This window comes from Bacteroidota bacterium, assembly GCA_018816945.1.
Classification (GTDB): Bacteria; Bacteroidota; Bacteroidia; order Bacteroidales.
Window position 1 is genome coordinate 1 of the sequence record JAHIVC010000016.1, and the last position, 18,288, is coordinate 18,288.

At 35.9% G+C, this 18,288-nt stretch carries 15 protein-coding genes and 1 pseudogene; 6 read left to right on the forward strand and 10 right to left on the reverse strand.

The features are described from left to right. Window positions 1-316: 316 nt before the first annotated feature. A complete protein-coding gene (locus KKG99_03010) occupies window positions 317-1,303 on the reverse strand; it encodes a Gfo/Idh/MocA family oxidoreductase (protein ID MBU1011952.1) in 987 nt (328 codons plus the stop codon). 126 nt (window positions 1,304-1,429) lie between these two features. Here KKG99_03010 and KKG99_03015 point away from each other — a divergent pair, with 126 nt between their 5' ends. The 3 genes from KKG99_03015 to KKG99_03025 all read left to right on the forward strand — a co-directional run bounded on the left by KKG99_03015 (window position 1,430) and on the right by KKG99_03025 (window position 4,607). Continuing rightward, window positions 1,430-2,077, forward strand: coding sequence for a protein-L-isoaspartate(D-aspartate) O-methyltransferase (locus KKG99_03015; GenBank protein MBU1011953.1), 648 nt, complete (start codon window positions 1,430-1,432; stop codon window positions 2,075-2,077). Window positions 2,078-2,274: 197 nt separating this feature from the next. Continuing rightward, complete coding sequence (locus KKG99_03020; GenBank protein ID MBU1011954.1) at window positions 2,275-2,658, forward strand: hypothetical protein; 384 nt, start codon at window positions 2,275-2,277, stop codon at window positions 2,656-2,658. A 26-nt stretch (window positions 2,659-2,684) separates the two neighbouring features. Next, a complete protein-coding gene (locus tag KKG99_03025; protein ID MBU1011955.1) occupies window positions 2,685-4,607 on the forward strand; it encodes an LruC domain-containing protein in 1,923 nt (640 codons plus the stop codon). A 45-nt stretch (window positions 4,608-4,652) separates the two neighbouring features. Here the strand turns inward: KKG99_03025 and miaA are convergent, their stop codons facing one another. Both miaA and KKG99_03035 read right to left on the reverse strand, forming a co-directional pair. Then, the gene (miaA, locus tag KKG99_03030) at window positions 4,653-5,603 is read right to left on the reverse strand and encodes a tRNA (adenosine(37)-N6)-dimethylallyltransferase MiaA (GenBank protein ID MBU1011956.1); all 951 of its coding nucleotides are present in this window, start codon (window positions 5,601-5,603) and stop codon (window positions 4,653-4,655) included. Next, complete coding sequence (locus KKG99_03035; protein MBU1011957.1) at window positions 5,596-6,825, reverse strand: glycosyltransferase; 1,230 nt, start codon at window positions 6,823-6,825, stop codon at window positions 5,596-5,598. The genes miaA and KKG99_03035 overlap by 8 nt, the downstream gene beginning before the upstream one ends. Window positions 6,826-6,982: 157 nt before the next feature. Here KKG99_03035 and KKG99_03040 point away from each other — a divergent pair, with 157 nt between their 5' ends. The 3 genes and pseudogenes from KKG99_03040 (at window position 6,983) to KKG99_03050 (ending at window position 10,121) form a co-directional block, all read left to right on the forward strand. Continuing rightward, entirely contained in the window at window positions 6,983-7,177 is a 195-nt protein-coding gene (locus tag KKG99_03040) for a hypothetical protein (protein MBU1011958.1), read from the forward strand. After that, window positions 7,129-8,259 (forward strand): annotated as a pseudogene (locus tag KKG99_03045) (MATE family efflux transporter). The gene KKG99_03040 and the pseudogene KKG99_03045 overlap by 49 nt, the downstream one beginning before the upstream one ends. A gap of 113 nt (window positions 8,260-8,372) precedes the next feature. Continuing rightward, the gene (locus KKG99_03050; GenBank protein ID MBU1011959.1) at window positions 8,373-10,121 is read left to right on the forward strand and encodes an aromatic amino acid hydroxylase; all 1,749 of its coding nucleotides are present in this window, start codon (window positions 8,373-8,375) and stop codon (window positions 10,119-10,121) included. 65 nt (window positions 10,122-10,186) lie between these two features. Here the strand turns inward: KKG99_03050 and KKG99_03055 are convergent, their stop codons facing one another. The 7 genes from KKG99_03055 to KKG99_03085 form a co-directional block, all read right to left on the reverse strand. Further along, on the reverse strand, window positions 10,187-11,173 hold the full coding sequence (locus tag KKG99_03055; GenBank protein MBU1011960.1) for a dihydroorotate dehydrogenase-like protein: 987 nt from the start codon (window positions 11,171-11,173) through the stop codon (window positions 10,187-10,189). A 355-nt stretch (window positions 11,174-11,528) separates the two neighbouring features. Next, the gene (locus KKG99_03060; GenBank protein MBU1011961.1) at window positions 11,529-13,139 is read right to left on the reverse strand and encodes a S41 family peptidase; all 1,611 of its coding nucleotides are present in this window, start codon (window positions 13,137-13,139) and stop codon (window positions 11,529-11,531) included. A 177-nt stretch (window positions 13,140-13,316) separates the two neighbouring features. Continuing rightward, on the reverse strand, window positions 13,317-15,386 hold the full coding sequence (locus KKG99_03065; GenBank protein MBU1011962.1) for a 2-oxoisovalerate dehydrogenase: 2,070 nt from the start codon (window positions 15,384-15,386) through the stop codon (window positions 13,317-13,319). Between the two features lie 99 nt (window positions 15,387-15,485). Further along, window positions 15,486-16,274 carry a carbon-nitrogen hydrolase gene (locus tag KKG99_03070; protein ID MBU1011963.1) on the reverse strand — a complete coding sequence of 263 codons (789 nt, stop codon included), beginning with the start codon at window positions 16,272-16,274 and terminating at the stop codon, window positions 15,486-15,488. Between the two features lie 6 nt (window positions 16,275-16,280). Then, entirely contained in the window at window positions 16,281-16,844 is a 564-nt protein-coding gene (locus KKG99_03075; protein ID MBU1011964.1) for a threonylcarbamoyl-AMP synthase, read from the reverse strand. 2 nt (window positions 16,845-16,846) lie between these two features. Further along, complete coding sequence (locus KKG99_03080) at window positions 16,847-17,839, reverse strand: glycosyltransferase family 9 protein (protein ID MBU1011965.1); 993 nt, start codon at window positions 17,837-17,839, stop codon at window positions 16,847-16,849. Window positions 17,840-17,859: 20 nt separating this feature from the next. Further along, a partial coding sequence (locus KKG99_03085; GenBank protein MBU1011966.1) for a 2,3,4,5-tetrahydropyridine-2,6-dicarboxylate N-succinyltransferase occupies window positions 17,860-18,288 on the reverse strand: 429 nt, incomplete at its 5' end.

An 18,288-nucleotide genomic window follows, 5' to 3' on the forward strand; every position in this document is an offset into this window, starting at 1 on the left:
CTCTTTATTTGCTCGTATTCTTTGATGACTAACAACCATTTATTGCTCATTAATTGTTGCTCTTTTTTTGTCATAGGTACAATTATAAGAATTGTTACCTAAATTGTGAAGAAATACACGCAGGCAGGAAGTCGAGATGTCAGGTTATCAATTGCAACAAGATTTCGACATTTATCCGCCTTTGGCGAAAGCTCAATCTGACTAGTAAACAAGTTTTTTTAGCCAACCCCTTATTTTTTGATCGTAAAGTATTCAAGTCCTAATCTTTTTCTCAATTGCAGCATCGAAAAAGAATAGCTTAAAGATCAAATTCAATCTATAAATTTCCGGCTGCATGGTTCACTTTATCAATGATCTGATAAGCAACATCCAATGCGTAATATCCGTCATTTATCGTTACAGAGGGAGTCGTATTTTCTTTTATTGAAAAATAAAAACTTTCGAGTTCTGATTTTATGGCATTAATTTCGGCCACTTCAGGTTTAGTAATTAGAATCTGCTTCGAACCTTTGTTTTCACCCAGATTTAAAATCAAATCGAAAGGTCCTGCTTGTTCCGGATTTACATCTTTCATAGTAACAACTTCAGTAACCTTCTTTAAAAAATCAACAGAAATATAGGCATCTTTTTGGAAAAACCTTGATTTCCGCATATTTTTTAATGAGATCCGGCTTGCAGTTAAGTTGGCAATACAGCCATTATCAAATTCAATCCTGGCATTTGCAATATCCGGCGTATCACTCACTACCTTAATTCCACTGGCATTCACTCTTTTAATTGGCGAATTAACAACACTTAATACAATATCAATGTCATGAATCATTAGGTCAAGTATTACCGGCACATCAGTGCCACGTGGATTGAACATCGCCAAACGGTGCGACTCAATAAACATGGGTTTATTAATAAAAGGACGCGCTGCGATAAAAGCAGGATTGAATCGTTCAACATGCCCAACTTGAACCTTAACATTGGCTTCCTTTGCCAATTCAATAAGTTTACGAGCCTCTTCAGGAGTTGTAACAATTGGTTTTTCAATAAATACGTGCTTAAATGACTTTAAAGCTTTTGAAGCACAAGCAAAATGCGATAAAGTTGGAGTTACAATATCAACCACATCAACTGATTTTATCAATGATTCAATGTCATCGAAACGTGGAAGGTTAAAATCTTCACTTACCTTCTTTGCATTATCATCATTTGGATCATAAAAACCGATTAATTCAAATTCTTTAATCTGTTTAATGCAATTAACATGAATTTTTCCAAGATGTCCAACGCCTAATACTCCAATTTTAATCATAGATAATATAGTTTTTGCAAATGTAATTTTTTTTGTCCTGAACGAATTAGTATTTTCGCATGAAGTTTTAAACACAGTTATTAAAAAATAAGGTTCAGAACTACCATTAGCATTTTATTTATATTCATGATCGATACATACAAACATAGAGGATTAAGAAAGCAACTTGTTGATGAAATCAGGCAAAAAGGCATTAAAGATGAAGCAGTACTTGCGGCTATCGACAAAATACCCAGACACTTATTTATGGATTCCTCTTTTCTGGAATTTGCATACGAAGACAAGCCTTTTCCTATCGGTTCAGGCCAAACCATTTCTCAACCATATACTGTTGCATTTCAAACTGAATTATTAGAAGTTAATGAAGGTGATAAAATACTGGAAATTGGAACCGGATCCGGATATCAAGCCTGTGTATTAATAGAGCTGGGGGCCAAAGTATATTCAGTTGAACGTCAGAAAAAACTTTATTCCCGTACAAAGGAACTCTTGCCTAATCTTGGTTATAATCCAAAACTTTTTTATGGTGATGGGAATTTAGGTCTGCCAACTTTTGCCCCATTTGATAAAATTATCATCACAGCCGGCGCTCCTATTGTACCTGACAGATTACTTGAGCAACTAAAAATCGGAGGAATCATGATTATCCCTCTTGGCAAAGGAAGTTCTCAGGTTATGAAACGCATCTTAAAAGTAGGTGAAAATAAATTTAATGAAACCGAGCATGGTTTATTCCGATTTGTTCCTCTTTTAAATAATAAAGCCAACGACTAAGATAATTGCCAAAAAAGAACTGAATTCCCAAATTGGGATTTTATCATACCTTTTCCTAGTTATTCAATGTTGCGCCAATTCTGGTCTTCAAACCATTTAAACCCATTGGTCTGAAATTTGAACCAACATTTATGCTATTACAGTAAAATACAATATATCGAACAAAACTATATGCATTGGATTTAAAAATAATTGCTATGAAAACCATCAAATTAAAAATCATCACAATAAGTATCATCATCGTATCGATGATCTTTATTGGTTCGTGTAACAAAAGAAACAATTCTGAACTTTCGCAAGCGGATGAGATAACCCAGAAAAATTTGGGAGGAATCACTTTTAGTAATGATTTTGAATGGAATACTTCAAAAAATATTGAACTTATAATTACTTCCTCCAAATCACAAGTAATCACAATTAGTTCAGAAAATCAGTCAATAAGATACCATAGAGGAAGATTAGCTGATAAAGGGGAATACAAAATAACCTTAAATATTCCAAATACAGTTAATACACTCCTCATTAATAATAAAACGGTGAGTATCAATTCAAGTAATATCATCTGCAATCTTGATAATTAATTCACTATTGCTAAAAGCACATGATCATGAAAACATTAAAACATATTTCGATCACATTAATCCTGTTGCTCTCATTCACAGCAAATGCTTCAACAGGAACGACTCGCTATGTATCTCTATCAGGGAGTAATACAGCGCCTTTTCTCACACTGTCAACAGCGGCAAATACCTTTCAGGCAGCAATCAATGCGAGTAGCAATGGTGATTTGATTCTGGTTGAAAACGGCACTTACACGCTGACAACTTTTATATCAATCACAAAATCGATTACATTGCGCAGTATCAATGGGCCGAATAATGTGATAATAGACGGAAATGGCGTTACTAAATGTTTTGAAATCAATAATTTTACTGCTATTGTTGACGGATTTACAATTATGAATGGATACAATCCAAGTGGATTTGGTGGAGGTGTCAATATAAAGAATGGCGGGCTTGTACAAAATTGCATAATAAAAGAAAATCAGGCCAGGGATGGGGGTGGAATAGCAATTGATGATTCGGGTGCCATAATGAACAGTATTATCATGAACAATCTTGCCTCTGATAATGGAGTCAGCGGCTATGGTGGAGGTGTTCGACTATTAAATGGCGGAGAAGCCCGAAATTGTTTAATTACAGAAAATGTATCGGTAAAATATGGAGGCGGCGTTAATATCTGGAATGCAGGCAATGTTTTCAATTGTACCATCACAAAAAACAGTGCTCCCAATGGTGCTGGTATCAGAACCAGAAATAATAGTATGATTAAGAATACGATCATTTATTATAACACAGGTGGAGTGAATTGGGAAGTAAATGGCATTGGTTATCAATATTATAACTGCGCTACAACACCTGCTTTAGGTTCCAGCTATAGTACAGATTGCATTACCAACATTCCTGCATTTATAAATATTACAAGCGGGTCGGAAGATTATCATTTGCAATCAGGATCGGCTTGTATTGATGCGGGTTATAATTTATCATGGATGAATACTTCATTCGATCTTGATGGAAATAACAGAATCTTCAATTCGATTGTTGACATGGGTTGCTACGAATTTAACACTCCTACTATTATCGATACAGATGGAGACGGAATTCCCGATGATGAAGATGATTTCCCAAATGATCCAGGCAAAGCATTTATTAATAATTTTCCGGCATCGGGTTATGGCAGTTTAGGTTTCGAAGATTTATGGCCCGGAACAGGTGATTATGATTTCAACGACATCATAGTTGATTATAGGTTTGTAACAATAACAAATGCCAGCAATAAAGTGGTAAAAATTAACGGAACTTTTGTTGTAAAAGCCAGTGGTGCCTATCTCAGAAATGGATTTGGGTTTAACCTTCCAAATGCAAATATCTCATTAATCTCAGGTCTAAACATTTCAGGCTATGATCTCAGGGAAGGATTTATTACGTTGAATTCGAATGGAACTGAATCGGGACAAAGTAAACCGACAATTATTGTTTTTGATGATGTATTCAATTTATTGACACATCCGGGTATTGGAACTGGAGTTAATACAGAAAACTGGGCTCCCTTTGTCCCATATGATACATTAACAATTACAATGACTCCATCCACATTAAATTATACTATGAATGATTTCTCGATGGAAACATGGAATCCATTTATCATTGTTAATCATGAACGTGGTAAAGAAGTCCACCTCATTAATTATCCCCCAACCGATTTGGTCAATCAAAGTTTTTTTGGTACATGGGAAGATAATTCAAACCCTAGTCAGGGGAAATACTACAGATCCCTTAATGGATTACCTTGGGCCATCAATATTACAGAACCATTTGAATGGCCAAGAGAAAAGATAGAAATTGGATGGGCATACTTTCACTTTATTGAATGGGCTCAAAGTTCAGGAGCAACTTATCCTGACTGGTATAAAAATTATCCCGGATATAGAAATAATGGCAATTTGTATCATCCAAATAATCCATAAAAATATTTAAGAAAAGTTGGATAAATCAAATCCTTCTAATTCAAGCTATCGCAAAGCTGGCCGACCATTATTAATGGTCGGTTTTTTTATTTTAGTTTGTATTATATTGATCTTTTCCGCAGAATTCAAATTCCCATCAATCCAAATAATTTGGGTACCCTGTTTTTCCATACGCCTAAACCAGGTCATTTGCCGTTTTGCAAATTGGTGAATTGCGGTATTTAGTTTTTGATAGAGATCGTTATAACGAAGTTCTCCTAAAACATACTGGGTCACATACTTATACTCCAAACCATAAAACATTAATTGTTCAGGAGTAAATCCTTTATCAAGCAAGTCTTTTACTTCTTTAACCATTCCATTTTCCAGTCGGTTTATTAATCTTGAACTGATTCGTTTTCTAATTTCTTCACGCTCGAAATGTATTCCAAAATTCAAACTACTAAAACTTGGAAAGTCATGAGTTAATGGCTGAACTTTTTCAAATTCCCGGATTTCAATTGCTCTGATGAGTCGATTCCGATCAATCAAATCGGTTTCATTATGCACCTTCCCAAATCCCAATAATTTTTCTTTTAATAAATCCTCATTCATTAATGCTAATTTATCTCTCAATTCGATATTTTCGGGAACTTGTTTTAAATGATAACCCTTTAGAACGGCATCCAGATACATCCCCGATCCCCCGCAAAGAATTACTCTTTTACCACGATTGATAATTTCCTGATAAGCCTTTAAAAAGTCCTTCTGGAATTCAAAAACATTATACTCATAACCCGGATCAACGATATCAATTAGATGATATGGAATACTTTTACCGTTAACCTTATAATCCTGCAAATCCTTCCCTGTCCCCAAATCCATTCCACGATAAACCTGCCGGGAGTCGGCACTGATAATCTCTGCATCAATTAAATTTGCCAGTTCGGCTGCCAATCGTGTTTTGCCTGTTGCCGTTGGCCCAAGAATGGTAATCAGATTGTTATGTTTATCCATTTGTTTGATATTTTTCTTCCATTTTTACAAGAAAATTCCTTAATTCGTCAAGCACCGAAACAGGGCTATGCTCGAATGACCAATTAGCAGTTAAAGTTGTCGATAACACCAGCCAATCTTCTGAATTATGGAATTCAGATATATATTTATTCAATATTTCTTCACCTCTTATACTATATTCTTTTTGATTGAATTTTAAATATTGAAGTATCCTCAATGCATCAACTTTATGACTGCAGGCTTTAACAAACTGATCAACGCTTGCACTATTCTTTCTTAAAGGCTCAAACCAATTTGCGTCTTTAAATAATTCGGCTAAAAAGTCTTTCATTGGGAAATTTATATCCTCATTAAACAACTTAATAAACGAAGTATAGGTATTCGCAACTTCATTGAATAACTTAAAATCATATATCGGATAACTACTCCAATCTCCCGTAGCTCCTTTAATCATTGCCGGTCCTGTCCCAAAGAGTACCCTCGCCGAATAGCGTGCTGCAGGATACACTTTTTCTCTGTTCCACAAACCCAACTGTCCGAATTTTTTCAGTTTCAGTAAAAAATAAAAATCTTCACCACTCCTATGGGGACTCAACCCTCCTACCCTTTTGTAAACCCAAACCGGAACTGCAATGGCCGAACCCAATGCACTAAAATTATAGGGGTTATTTATCCTCCACAAATTCAATGCATAATAGCGCATATAAATCTCATATCTTAAAATATGTCGATTTTGGTTCTCATTTTCTGTTAATGAGTGGTAATAAGGTACAGCAATGGCTACATCCTTTTGATGAGCCTTAAAATTATCAATTATCGACTGAAAATATCCACTTTGAAAAGTGGTGTCGGCATCCAAACTCAGAATGATATCATTATCGTTCGCGATGGCGGCAATGTGATCCATGATGATTTTTCTGGCCCATCCTACCCCTGATTTTTTCTCATCCCATCCATTTCTTTTAGAAGATTTGTCGATTATTATGGTTTTGATATTATGTTGTTTCTGAAGCAATTGAATGCTTTTTTGATTATTCTCACACACAGTTAAATGGTCTTGATCAAACCACCAGGACTCAGGCTGATTTACGCATACAATAAGTTCGAAATTCCGAAATGTTTGTGCTTTAATACATTCAATAAACTGAGGCAAATACAAAAACTCATCCATTGCCGGAAGAGCCACATAAATTTTTGAATGTTGGTAATCGGTTTTTATCATCTTATCAACAAAGTTAAGAAAGGAATTTATTGGTTCAGCTTATTGATTAATTAAGTTGACATAGTGGATGTTTTAATTATTTTTGCACTGCCTAAGCCAAATTATGAAACAATTTTTTCCGTATTATAAAAGAATCCTTACACTCGCATTCCCAGTCATGCTTTCTCAGCTAGGACAAGTTCTTGTTCAGCAGGTTGATAATATGATGGTTGGCTCCGTTGGAACGATTGAGTTGGCGGCAGCTTCATTTGCAGGTAATATCTTTATTATAGGAATGGTGATTGGCATGGGTTTTACTTTTGGGTTAACCCCGTTAGTGGCCCTGCATGGGCTTCAGGCGATCATAAACTAGCAGGAAAATGGCTGAAAAATTCAACTTTCCTCAACCTTACAATTGCTTTCATCCTCATGGTTTTAATGTACGCTGTTTCATTTTTTATGGATAAAATGGGTCAAAATGAAGAAGTTGTAATATTGGCTATTCCATACTATCGTATTTTGGTAATTTCAATGTTTCCATTCATGCTTTTCTTCACCTTAAAACAATTTGCCGAAGGAATTGGAAATACGCTAAATGCCATGACGATCACTTTATTGGCCAATGTTGTAAATGTTTGTTTTAACTATTTATTCATATTTGGTAAGTTCGGATTTCCTGAACTGGGCTTGACAGGGGCAGGAATTGGCACATTAATTGCCCGAACCTTCATGCCCTTAATGTTTGTTTTTATATTTATCCGAAAAGATATATTTCGGCCTTATTTAATTAACATTGTTAAATCACGCCTTGACAAGAAAATCCTCAAACGACTTTTTGAGGTGGGTTGGCCAATTTCCAGCCAAATACTTCTTGAAGTACTTGCTTTTGCATTAGGTGCTTTAATGATGGGATGGCTGGGACCCGTTTCTCTGGCAGCCCATCAAATTGCTATTGGGATGGCCAGCTTAACGTTTATGATTGTGACAGGTATTGCTTCAGGGACAACTATTCGAGTCTCGCACCAATTTAATCTGGGTGATTATCATTCAATGAAAAAAGCTACTGTAGCATCTGTTCATCTGGTTCTGGCATTTATGAGTCTCACCGCTATTACTTTCGTTTTGTTTAGAAATGAAATCCCTCACCTTTATACCAACGACCAGGAAGTAATTAAAATTGCCTCCCGGTTGCTTATTATGGCTGCAATTTTTCAAATATTTGATGGTCTACAAGTAGTAATGCTGGGGGCACTTCGTGGCCTTACCGACGTTAAATATGCCATGTTTGCAGCCTTTATTGCATATATTTTGATAAGCTTACCTTTGAGCTATCTCCTAGCATTTACTATAAAATGGGGTCCTGTAGGGATTTGGGTTGGATTTGTGATGAGCCTTGCAATCGCAGGTCTTCTTTTCCTTGCTCGCTTTATAAACCGATCAAAATTATTGGTCTAAGAGAGAACCACTCCTACAACAGAAATTCTTTAAGTATTATTAATCATCTTTCGTATTATCAAAAAAAGTGTATATTTGAACTTATTTTGATTGAGTCTAAATTACAATAAGCCATGTTTGAAACAAATTCAATATTAGAAAAATTACCTAAGCACTTATTGGATTTAATTATAGATCAACCATATAAGGAATACACAGCACAGGATCACGCCGTTTGGAGGTATGTGATGCGCCAAAATATTCATTTCCTGAAAAATGTTGCTCATAAATCATATCTCTCCGGGCTAGAAAAAACAGGCGTAAGTATTGATCATATCCCTCATATGTACGGAATGAACCGAATACTTAAAGAAATTGGTTGGGCTGCAGTGGCTGTTGATGGATTTATACCCCCGTCTGCATTCATGGAATTTCAGGCATACAATGTTTTGGTTATTGCAGCAGATATTCGTTCAATCGACCAAATACAATACACCCCTGCACCCGACATCATTCATGAGGCCGCCGGACATGCTCCGATTATTACGAATCCTGAATATGCTGAATATTTAAAGAAATTTGGGTTTTATGGATCAAAGGCATTTTCTTCCTCCAAGGATCGTAACCTTTATGAAGCGGTACGTCACTTATCAATATTAAAAGCTGATCCCTATTCAATGAAAGACGATATTGTGGCTGCAAAATACGACATTTCAAAAATTGAATCGACCCTGAGTGCCCGATCAGAGTTGGCTAAAATAAGGAACCTCCACTGGTGGACAGTTGAATATGGTTTAATTGGAAGCATGTATTTTCCTAAGATCTATGGTGCAGGACTCCTTTCATCAATCGGAGAAAGTTACCATGCGATGCAGGATAATGTTTTGAAACTACCCTACTCTATCGACGCAATGAACTACAATTTCGACATTACTTCGATGCAACCACAACTTTTTGTAACGCCAAGTTTTGATCACTTAACTAATGTTTTGGAAGAATTTGTTGATACAATGGCAATCAAAACCGGAGGGATTGATGGAATCAGGAAAGCAATTGATTCAGAAAATATTGCATGTTGTGTTTTAGATTCCGGAGTCCAGATTTCCGGGCAAATTGTAAATTTTATTAAAGAAAATAATGAGGTTGCCTATCTAAAAACCCTTGGACCATCAAGTCTTGCATATCAGGATCAAGAACTTGAATCGCATTCTAAAGCATATCATAGTGCTGGCTATGGAACTCCAATTGGTACGATTAAAGGGTTGAATTCAAGCTTCAACACATGGAATGATTATCAGCTTGAAGAAGCTGATATAAAATTAAATCACCTTTGTAATCTGGAATGGATCTCAGGAATTAAGCTAAAGGGAAAGCTTAAGAAAATTTTAAGAAAAGAAGGGAAGATTATTGTTCTGAGTTTTGAACCTTGTACACTCTATTACAAAACCGAAATTCTATTTCAACCGGATTGGGGCACTTTCGATTTAGCGATTGGGAAGAAAATTACCTCCGTTTATAATGGGCCCGCCGATCCAAATGCATATGGATATACTTTTGAAGTTCCAAAAGAAAAAACTCATAAAATTGAGCATTCTGAAGAAGCAAAAAACTTACATCAACTATATCAAAAGGTAAGAAATGCAAGAGAGGGAGACCTAAATGAAAATCATCAAAAATTAAAAGACTTATTCAAAATTATAAAAGAAAGATATTCAATAGAGTGGTTACTTGGGTTAGAGCTTTTGGAATTAGCATTTAAATCAAAGACTGAAACCGAATTTATAGATAAAATAAAACTATTCTTACAAATTACTATAGAACACCACCCTGAGTATGGTAAACTTATAAATGATGGTTTAAATATAATAGAAAAAGCAGACTAAAAAACTCATCAAGCGTATATCGATTTTATAATTGAAAACATAAAGCCTCTTTCGAGGCTTCTGTCTCATTCTATTCCTGAAAAATATTTCATAAACTGAACTCTTTCATAAGCAGCTGGGTTATCAGTTTCTTTAATACTCATGCGTCCATTGAAATCAGCAATAGATTTGAATCCATGTTTATCCATCCATGACTCCATAACTGAAAGCATGGTTTTAATCTCTCCAAATCCATTTTTATATAATACTGAACAAACTTGAACTGCTTTGGCTCCGGCTAAAAGTTGTTTAATAACTGCCTCGCCGTTATGAACTCCGGTTGAAGCTGCAATATCACAATGCAGACGACTGGATAGCATGGCTACCCATCGTAAGGAAATAGATAGTTCTTCTGGAGTACTAAATACGTGGGATGGCTTAACTTCAAAAGTATTTATGTCAATATCAGGTGAAAAGAATCGATTGAATAACACCATTGCCGAGATCCCGGTCCATGATAAAGTAAGCGCGGTTTTAGCCAGGCCGGAAAAATAATAACTTAATTTTACAGCTATCGGAATTGTTACAACTTTTTGAATGTTCATCACAATGTTCAAATAAGCTTGTTCATTTTCTTCCCCACTTTGACGAGGGTCGGATGGCAAAATAAAAATATTTAATTCAAGTCCATCTGCTCCTGCCTCCTGAATTCTTGCAGCAAATTCCATCCATTCTGATGAACTTACACAGTTAATACTGGCAATAACAGGAATTTTTACTGCTTTTTTACAATTGCGGATCAAATCTAAATAATTACCAACTGCTGACTCTTTTGAGTAGTTACTAATATAATCAAAGGCTTCAGGGTAAGAATTTGTATGTACCCCGGCAGAAATGGCTTTACTTGCTTCCTGTAGAATCTGTTCTTCGAACAATGATTTTAGCACAACTGCACCAGCACCGTTTTTTTCCACTTCAATTACATTTTCAACTGAATTTGTTAATCCGGAACTTCCAACAATAATTGGATTCCTGAGCTCAAATCCCATATAAGTGGTTTTCAAGTTTGCCATTTTACCTCCGTTTAATTTAAATTAATAAATTCTTATCATCCTGTTCATGGATAATATCTTTAACACAAAATTAAAATTTTTAATCATTAAACATTCCTTAATATTCAAATTTTAACCATTCTAATTAAGAGCAAAGGCCCAAATTAAAATGCGAAGAGAGTTTGAGGAATATGAACCCTTACAGAATGTATAAAAAAATAGGCGCAAGCATGAATGCTTGCGCCTATCCAATTAAATGATATTAAACCTCAGGATAGAACCCTGAACCCTTATTTTCGGAGTAGAACTCCGAGAAATTCAACTAAAATTCTCGTCCGCCGAAGCGTACGCGAAGGAGGATTAAATATTTATAACACTACTTCCTTATCTGAGCAAATATTTTTTTGTCCTTTAAAACTTCAACTGCTTTAATAAAACCATCATCAATTTCGGTCATAACCTTAAAATAGGCATCCATTGTAAATAAATTACGTCCAATTAAACCCTTCAATACATATTTAATCATCTGTTCTGAAGTTTTTAAATCATCCTCGTTGTGCTTCTTGGAACTTTTTGTATCGGCAAATGCTAAAAATTCTGAAAATATTTTTTTATCAATATTAAAATCTCTTACATAAGTCTCCATATTCCTATACTTTGCCAAGAATTGAATACGGTTTTCATCAACATATTTTAAGGCAAAATCATTGAAAGCACCTTCACGAACTAGATCAATATAGTAATCGGAATAAATTGTTGAATCCCACGGAATGAATACATCAGGCATGATTCCACCACCACCGTAAACCATTCGTTTTCCGGGGGTGTAATATTTCAGGGAATCCGGAAAATGAATACTGTCGGCATGAACAAATTCACCATTTCTTAATCGATCATACAGATCAGTGTAATACTTTTCAGTCCCATTCTCATAAGGCTTTTGGATCGAACGGCCGGTAGGAGTATAATATCTGGCAGTTGTAAGCCTAATAGCCGAACCGTCCGGAAGTTGGAATGGTCTTTGAACCAATCCTTTCCCAAATGATCGACGACCAAGAACAATTCCCCGATCCCAATCTTGAATGGCACCCGCTACAATTTCACTGGAAGAAGCAGATCCTTCATCTATCATCAATACAAGATCTTCCTCCTCAAGGCTACCACCCGATGTCGCGTTATATTTCTCAATTGGGCTGTTTACTCCCTCGGTATAAACAATTAATCGACCGGCTTTCAGAAATTCATCACTGATTTCGATCGCAGGTTGCATTACACCTCCTCCGTTTCCTCTTAAATCAAAAATAAGCTTTTTCATTCCTTTTGATTTAAGCAATGCTATCGATTCCTTAAACTCATTATGACTGGTTTGAGCAAATCGGCTTAATTTAATATACCCTATTTCATCATCAACCATAAAGGTAGCATCAATGCTATTCATCGGTATTTTATCGCGCGTAATTGTAAAATCAATTAGTTCAGTCTTTCCTTTACGAAAAATGCGAACTTTCACTTTTGTTCCTTTTGGTCCTTTTAAATGATCAAATACGAATTGATTGTCAATTTTATCACCATAAGATTTATCCCCATCAATTTCGACAATTTTATCGCCGGCCAGAATGCCGACTTTTTCGGATGGGCCACCTATAATCGGGGCAATAACCATCAATGTATCATTAAAAATCTGGAAAGATATTCCAATTCCTTCAAAGCTTCCAATAAGGGGTTCATTTGCAGCATCCAAATCTTCTTTCGAAATATAATAGGAATGTGGATCAAGCTCTTTTAGAGTTTGGATAATGGTATTTTCAACCAGTTTAGACTCATTAATAGTGTCAACATAAGCGTAGTGTATGATTTGCATGACAGTAGCCAGCTTTCGTAGGTTCTCGTCGATAGTAGTTTGTGCTTTTGCCAAAACCACTGTGAATAACAGAAAGGTCGTTAGAAACCCGACCTTTAATATTTGTTTGCATCTGATTAAATTCATCATTCGAAAATTTCAACTGTATAATTAAACTAGTTTTTGAGATAGCATAAACACATCTAATCCAATATTCTATCTAACCGTCTTCAAAATTAAGAATAAAAAGAAGTATAGCTCCGTTCGAAAAAACAGAATAGTGTTAAATAATGTTAAGATAAGAGTCGAAACATCACAGAAACCCTAGTATTCCAACAATTTTTTTGCCGCCTTATAAATTTTTTCCGTATTCGGCAAAATCGCCCTTTCAAGAATCCTATTAAAACCCACCGGAGTAAAAGTGGACCCAACTCTTGTCACGGGTGCATCCAATGATTCGAAACACTCACTTGCAATAATGGCAGACAATTCGGCACCAAAACCTGAAAAGACTTTATCTTCGTGTACAACCAATGCTCTGTTTGTTTTTTGTATTGAATTCTTGATGGTTTCTTTATCCAAAGGAATGAGCGATCGAATGTCAATCACTTCAACCGTTTTATTCAGTTCCTTTGCAATTTTCTCAGCCACCTGAATACACATATGCGTGGTATTCCCATAAGTGATGATACTTAAATCACTTCCTACTGTTCGAATTCTGGCTTTTCCAAAAGGGACTTCAAAATCATCCGGAACCGGAGCTTCAGCCAAAGGATCGTTATACAAAGCTTTTGGCTCCATAAACATTGTTGGCCCCTCCGAGCGGAGACTTGTTCGCAACAATCCTGCGGCATCATCAGCAAAAGACGGATATACGATACGAATACCGGGAAATGTGCTCAATGCACCTTCAATATTCTGGGAATGATAAAGTCCTCCTCCAATATATCCACCGGAAGCTAGCCTGATTGTAACATTAGGTGAAAACTGACCCTTCGTTCTCCAATACTCATGAGACATTTCAACAAATTGTTCCATCGCAGGCCAAAAATAGTCAGCAAATTCTGCACCTTCAACCACAATTCGTATTTTTTTATCAAAACGGCTCATTCCGTTGGCCGTACCTACAATATAATCTTCGGCTATGGGTGCATTAAAAACTCGCTTGGGCCCAAATTCTTGTTGCAACCCCTTGCTAACATTAAAAATACCACCCTTATCCTTATTCGCCATATCCTGCCCCCAGATAAAAGTATCCGGGTTATGTCTGAATTCGGCTTTTAAAGTTTCGTTTAATGCTTCTATCAATCTTTTAGTCTCACCTTTTCCATGAGTTAAACCATCAGGATATTTAGTTGTTACAAAGGGTTCGGGCATTACAAAATCATAAATTGACTCAGGGCTTGGATCAGGTGAACTCATCCCAACTTTATGTGCCGCCGAAACTATTTTTTTAACGTTTGCATCAATTTCATTGAGCTCGCTTTCAGTAAATATCTTCGAATAGATTAATCTGGCCCTAAACCTTTTTAAAGGATCCTGGCCTTTAACTGCAAGTAATTCATATTGATCGCGGTATAAATCATGCCTATCTGAATTTGAGTGAGATCCGATACGAACACAATTTGCATGAACTATTACGGGAATTCCCTTTTCTTTTACAATTCGTTTTGCTTTTAACATTGCATTCATCGAATTGAAAGGATCCTTTCCGTTACAATATATAACTTCCAGATTTTTAAATGAGAGGAAATTATCAGCGGCCCTTGGGTTGGCGGTTTGCTCTGCTTTCGGGACCGAAATACCAAATCCATTATCCTGAAACACGAAAATCACTGGTAATTTTTCATTACTTGCTCCATTTATAGCTTCATAAACATAACCTTCGGAGGTAGATGATTCTCCTTGTGAACTTATTGCAACACCATCGGAGTTGTAATATTTAATCGCTCGGGCTACTCCAACTGCATGTAAAGTATGGTTTCCGGTTGCCGACGAAACATTATGAATATTCCATTCTGGTTTGGCAAAATGATTCGACATATGCCGGCCACCACCTGCAACATCTGCATCTTTTGAAATCCCATTTAAAATAATTTCCTCTGCCGTCAATCCGGCTGAGATGCCTGTTAGCATATCTCTATAATAGGGGAACAGGTGATCCTTTTCTTTATCAAAAACCTGCCCGATTGCCAATTGAATTCCATCATGACCAGCATAGGGAGCATGATATGACCATCCAAGGGCTTGTTTCAAATAATTAGGTGCTTTTTCGTCAAGTTTCCGACCTAATACCATCAGGGTATACCATTTTTCTAAGGTCGCTTGATCGGTATTTTTAATGGTGAGTTTTTTATCCGATTTGGATAATTTATATTTACTTTTTTGTATCATACTAATTTCAAAGGTAATAACTCATTAATAATTAAGAATTAACGGCACAAAGATACAAAATATATTTTATTTAAATCAATTCCAAATAATAAAAACGAATTAGATTAAATCCTTATAGTTGGATGGAACCCTGTCATTAAATACATGATTTCGAGGAGTCACAAATTTGTTTCTTGCTTCGGAAATATCAATATCTACAACATTAACAGCATCTTTATCGGATACTGCCCGATCAATAATTTGTGCATCCGGATTTGTAATAAATGAATTGCCACCAAAGGTTATATTGCCTTCTGTGCCATAACGATTGGCCGTTATAATAAACATTTTATTCATAAATGCTTGTGCCGGAATACATTTTTGTGCATTTGTAGTAATCAGGTTTGAGGCATGACAAACTATATCAGCGCCTTTCATTCCAACAATCCTCCATACTTCAGGAAAAATATAATCAAAGCAAATGAGCATGGAAGTTTTACAAAAACCAATATCAAAAACAGGCAAACCGGCTTCACCCGGTTTAAAAATATCTTTCTCATTTAAGAAAAGATGTATTTTTTGATATTTACCCATATAGCCCTGGGGACCAACCAAAATACTGGTATTAAATAGCGTATCTCCATCTTTCTCATTAAATCCTGCCACAATATACTGATTCTGTTTTTTTGCAGAGGCTATGATAAATTCAACGAATTTACTTTTTGTTAATTCTTCGGCATTCGTAAATGCATCATCGCGTGATGCGAAATTATATCCTGAACTGGCCAATTCAGGCAGAACGATCAGGTCAGCTTTTTTACCTAACGGAAATAATGATTCGATCTTTTTAATGTTCGCATCAATATCGCCTAAAACCGGCTGAAATTGAATGTATCCTATTTTATTCATGCGTTTTTAATTTCTTATCATTTTAAATTCGCCATCAATTTCAAGCTTAATGATGGTTGAAGGTTTAACCTCCTTAACTGAATTTTGTTCGAGTGGAACAATGAAATCAACCCCGTTTTTAATTTCATCACTAATCTTACCAAAATGCAGAGGGGCCGGCCTTCCGGAAATATTTGCCGATGAAGATACAATTGGACGACCCAGTTTTTGTATTATTTTCTGACAGAACTCATTCCTCACTACCCGAATCGCGACCGTTTTATCCTCGGCGATAAGATTTTTTGCCAAATTTTTTGCGTTGGGAAACACGACCGTAAGCGGTGTGTCAACACTGTTAATCAGATCAGCTGCTATTTCGGGAACCACATCCATATAATCCTTTAAGCGATCAGCCGAATCTAAAAGTACGATCATTGTTTTGCTTTCAACTCTTTGTTTGAGTTTAAAAATCCGATGTACCACTTTGGCATTGGTAGCATCACATCCAATACCCCAAATTGTATCCGTTGGATAAAGTATTATTTTCCCTGCTTTGAGATTTTTTACGGTCTCCTTTATTATTTCATCCATATTTATAAACGACTTAGTAATTCTTTATGATCAATATTTAACGCACATTTAAAATGTTTTTTCGGACAACTTTTTAATCCATGAATTCCACACGGACGACAATCCAATTTCTCTTTTACTTCAACAATCACTGAGTTTTCGGAAAGAGGTGTAAATCCAAATGAGGGGACCGTTGAGCAAAATATGGCTGTTGTTGGTGCATTAACTGCAGAAGCCAGGTGTAGTGGTGCCGAATCATTTACAAAATTCATCAATGCATCTTTCATCAATGCAGCGGATTCTAGAAAGCTCAATTTCCCCGTTAAAATTAATGAATTTTTATGTCCTGATGCTTTGATGATTTGTTCACATTTACTTTTGTCCTGCTTAGCACCCAAAAAATAAATGTAAGCATCATGATCTACTTCTTTTAAAAACTCAACCCATTTACTTACGGGATATTCCTTAGTGTACCATAAAGAAGCCGGAGCTACGCAAATATATTGATGGGTTTTGTATTGTGAAGTTTTTGCAAAATCAGCCGGATTTGGATATAGTTTTATTGGATATTTTGTATCATCCGTCCATTTTTCAATTAAAGATAAATTTCGATCCGTTTCATGAAGCTGAATTCCTTCAACTCCAATCTTATGTCGAACTCGATTTGAAAAAAATAATGAAAGCGGGTTTTTATTAAACCCGCTTGTTTTTTTGGCCCTTGATAACACAGTGGTAAATCCACTCGTAAAAAATCGCTGTAAGTTGATAATCAGATCATACTTCTGATCCCGATTATGATTAATGATATCCAGTAAATGGGAATATTTTTTAGTTGATTTATCCCAAACAATTAAACTTGAAATATAAGGATGTCCAATAAAAATTGATTCTATTCCTTTTTTCAGCATAAAATCAATTTGTGCATCAGGATAAAATGAATGAAGCTTTTCGATTAATGGAGTTGCTAAAATTACATCTCCAATAGATGCCGTCTGAATAATCAGAACTTTATTGATTTTCACTTTTAGGATTTATTTTATACCGCTACGTTATATTCGCGCAATGCATCATTTAATGAAGTTTTTAAATTTGTTGATTCCTTCCTTTTTCCGATAATCAACGCACAAGGTACCTGGTATTCTCCGGCAGGAAATTTTTTAGTATAAGAACCGGGAATGACGACTGAACGTTCAGGAACAATTCCTTTCATCTCTATTGGTTCAGAGCCGGTCACATCAATGATTTTTGTCGAATTTGTGATAACCACATTTGCACCCAAAACAGCTTGTTTTTTTACCAGAACACCCTCAACGACGATTGATCTGGAACCAATAAAACAGGCATCTTCAATAATTACCGGAGCTGCCTGAACAGGTTCAAGAACACCACCAATACCCACTCCTCCGCTTAAATGCACATCTTTCCCAATTTGTGCACAAGATCCAACAGTGGCCCAGGTATCAAC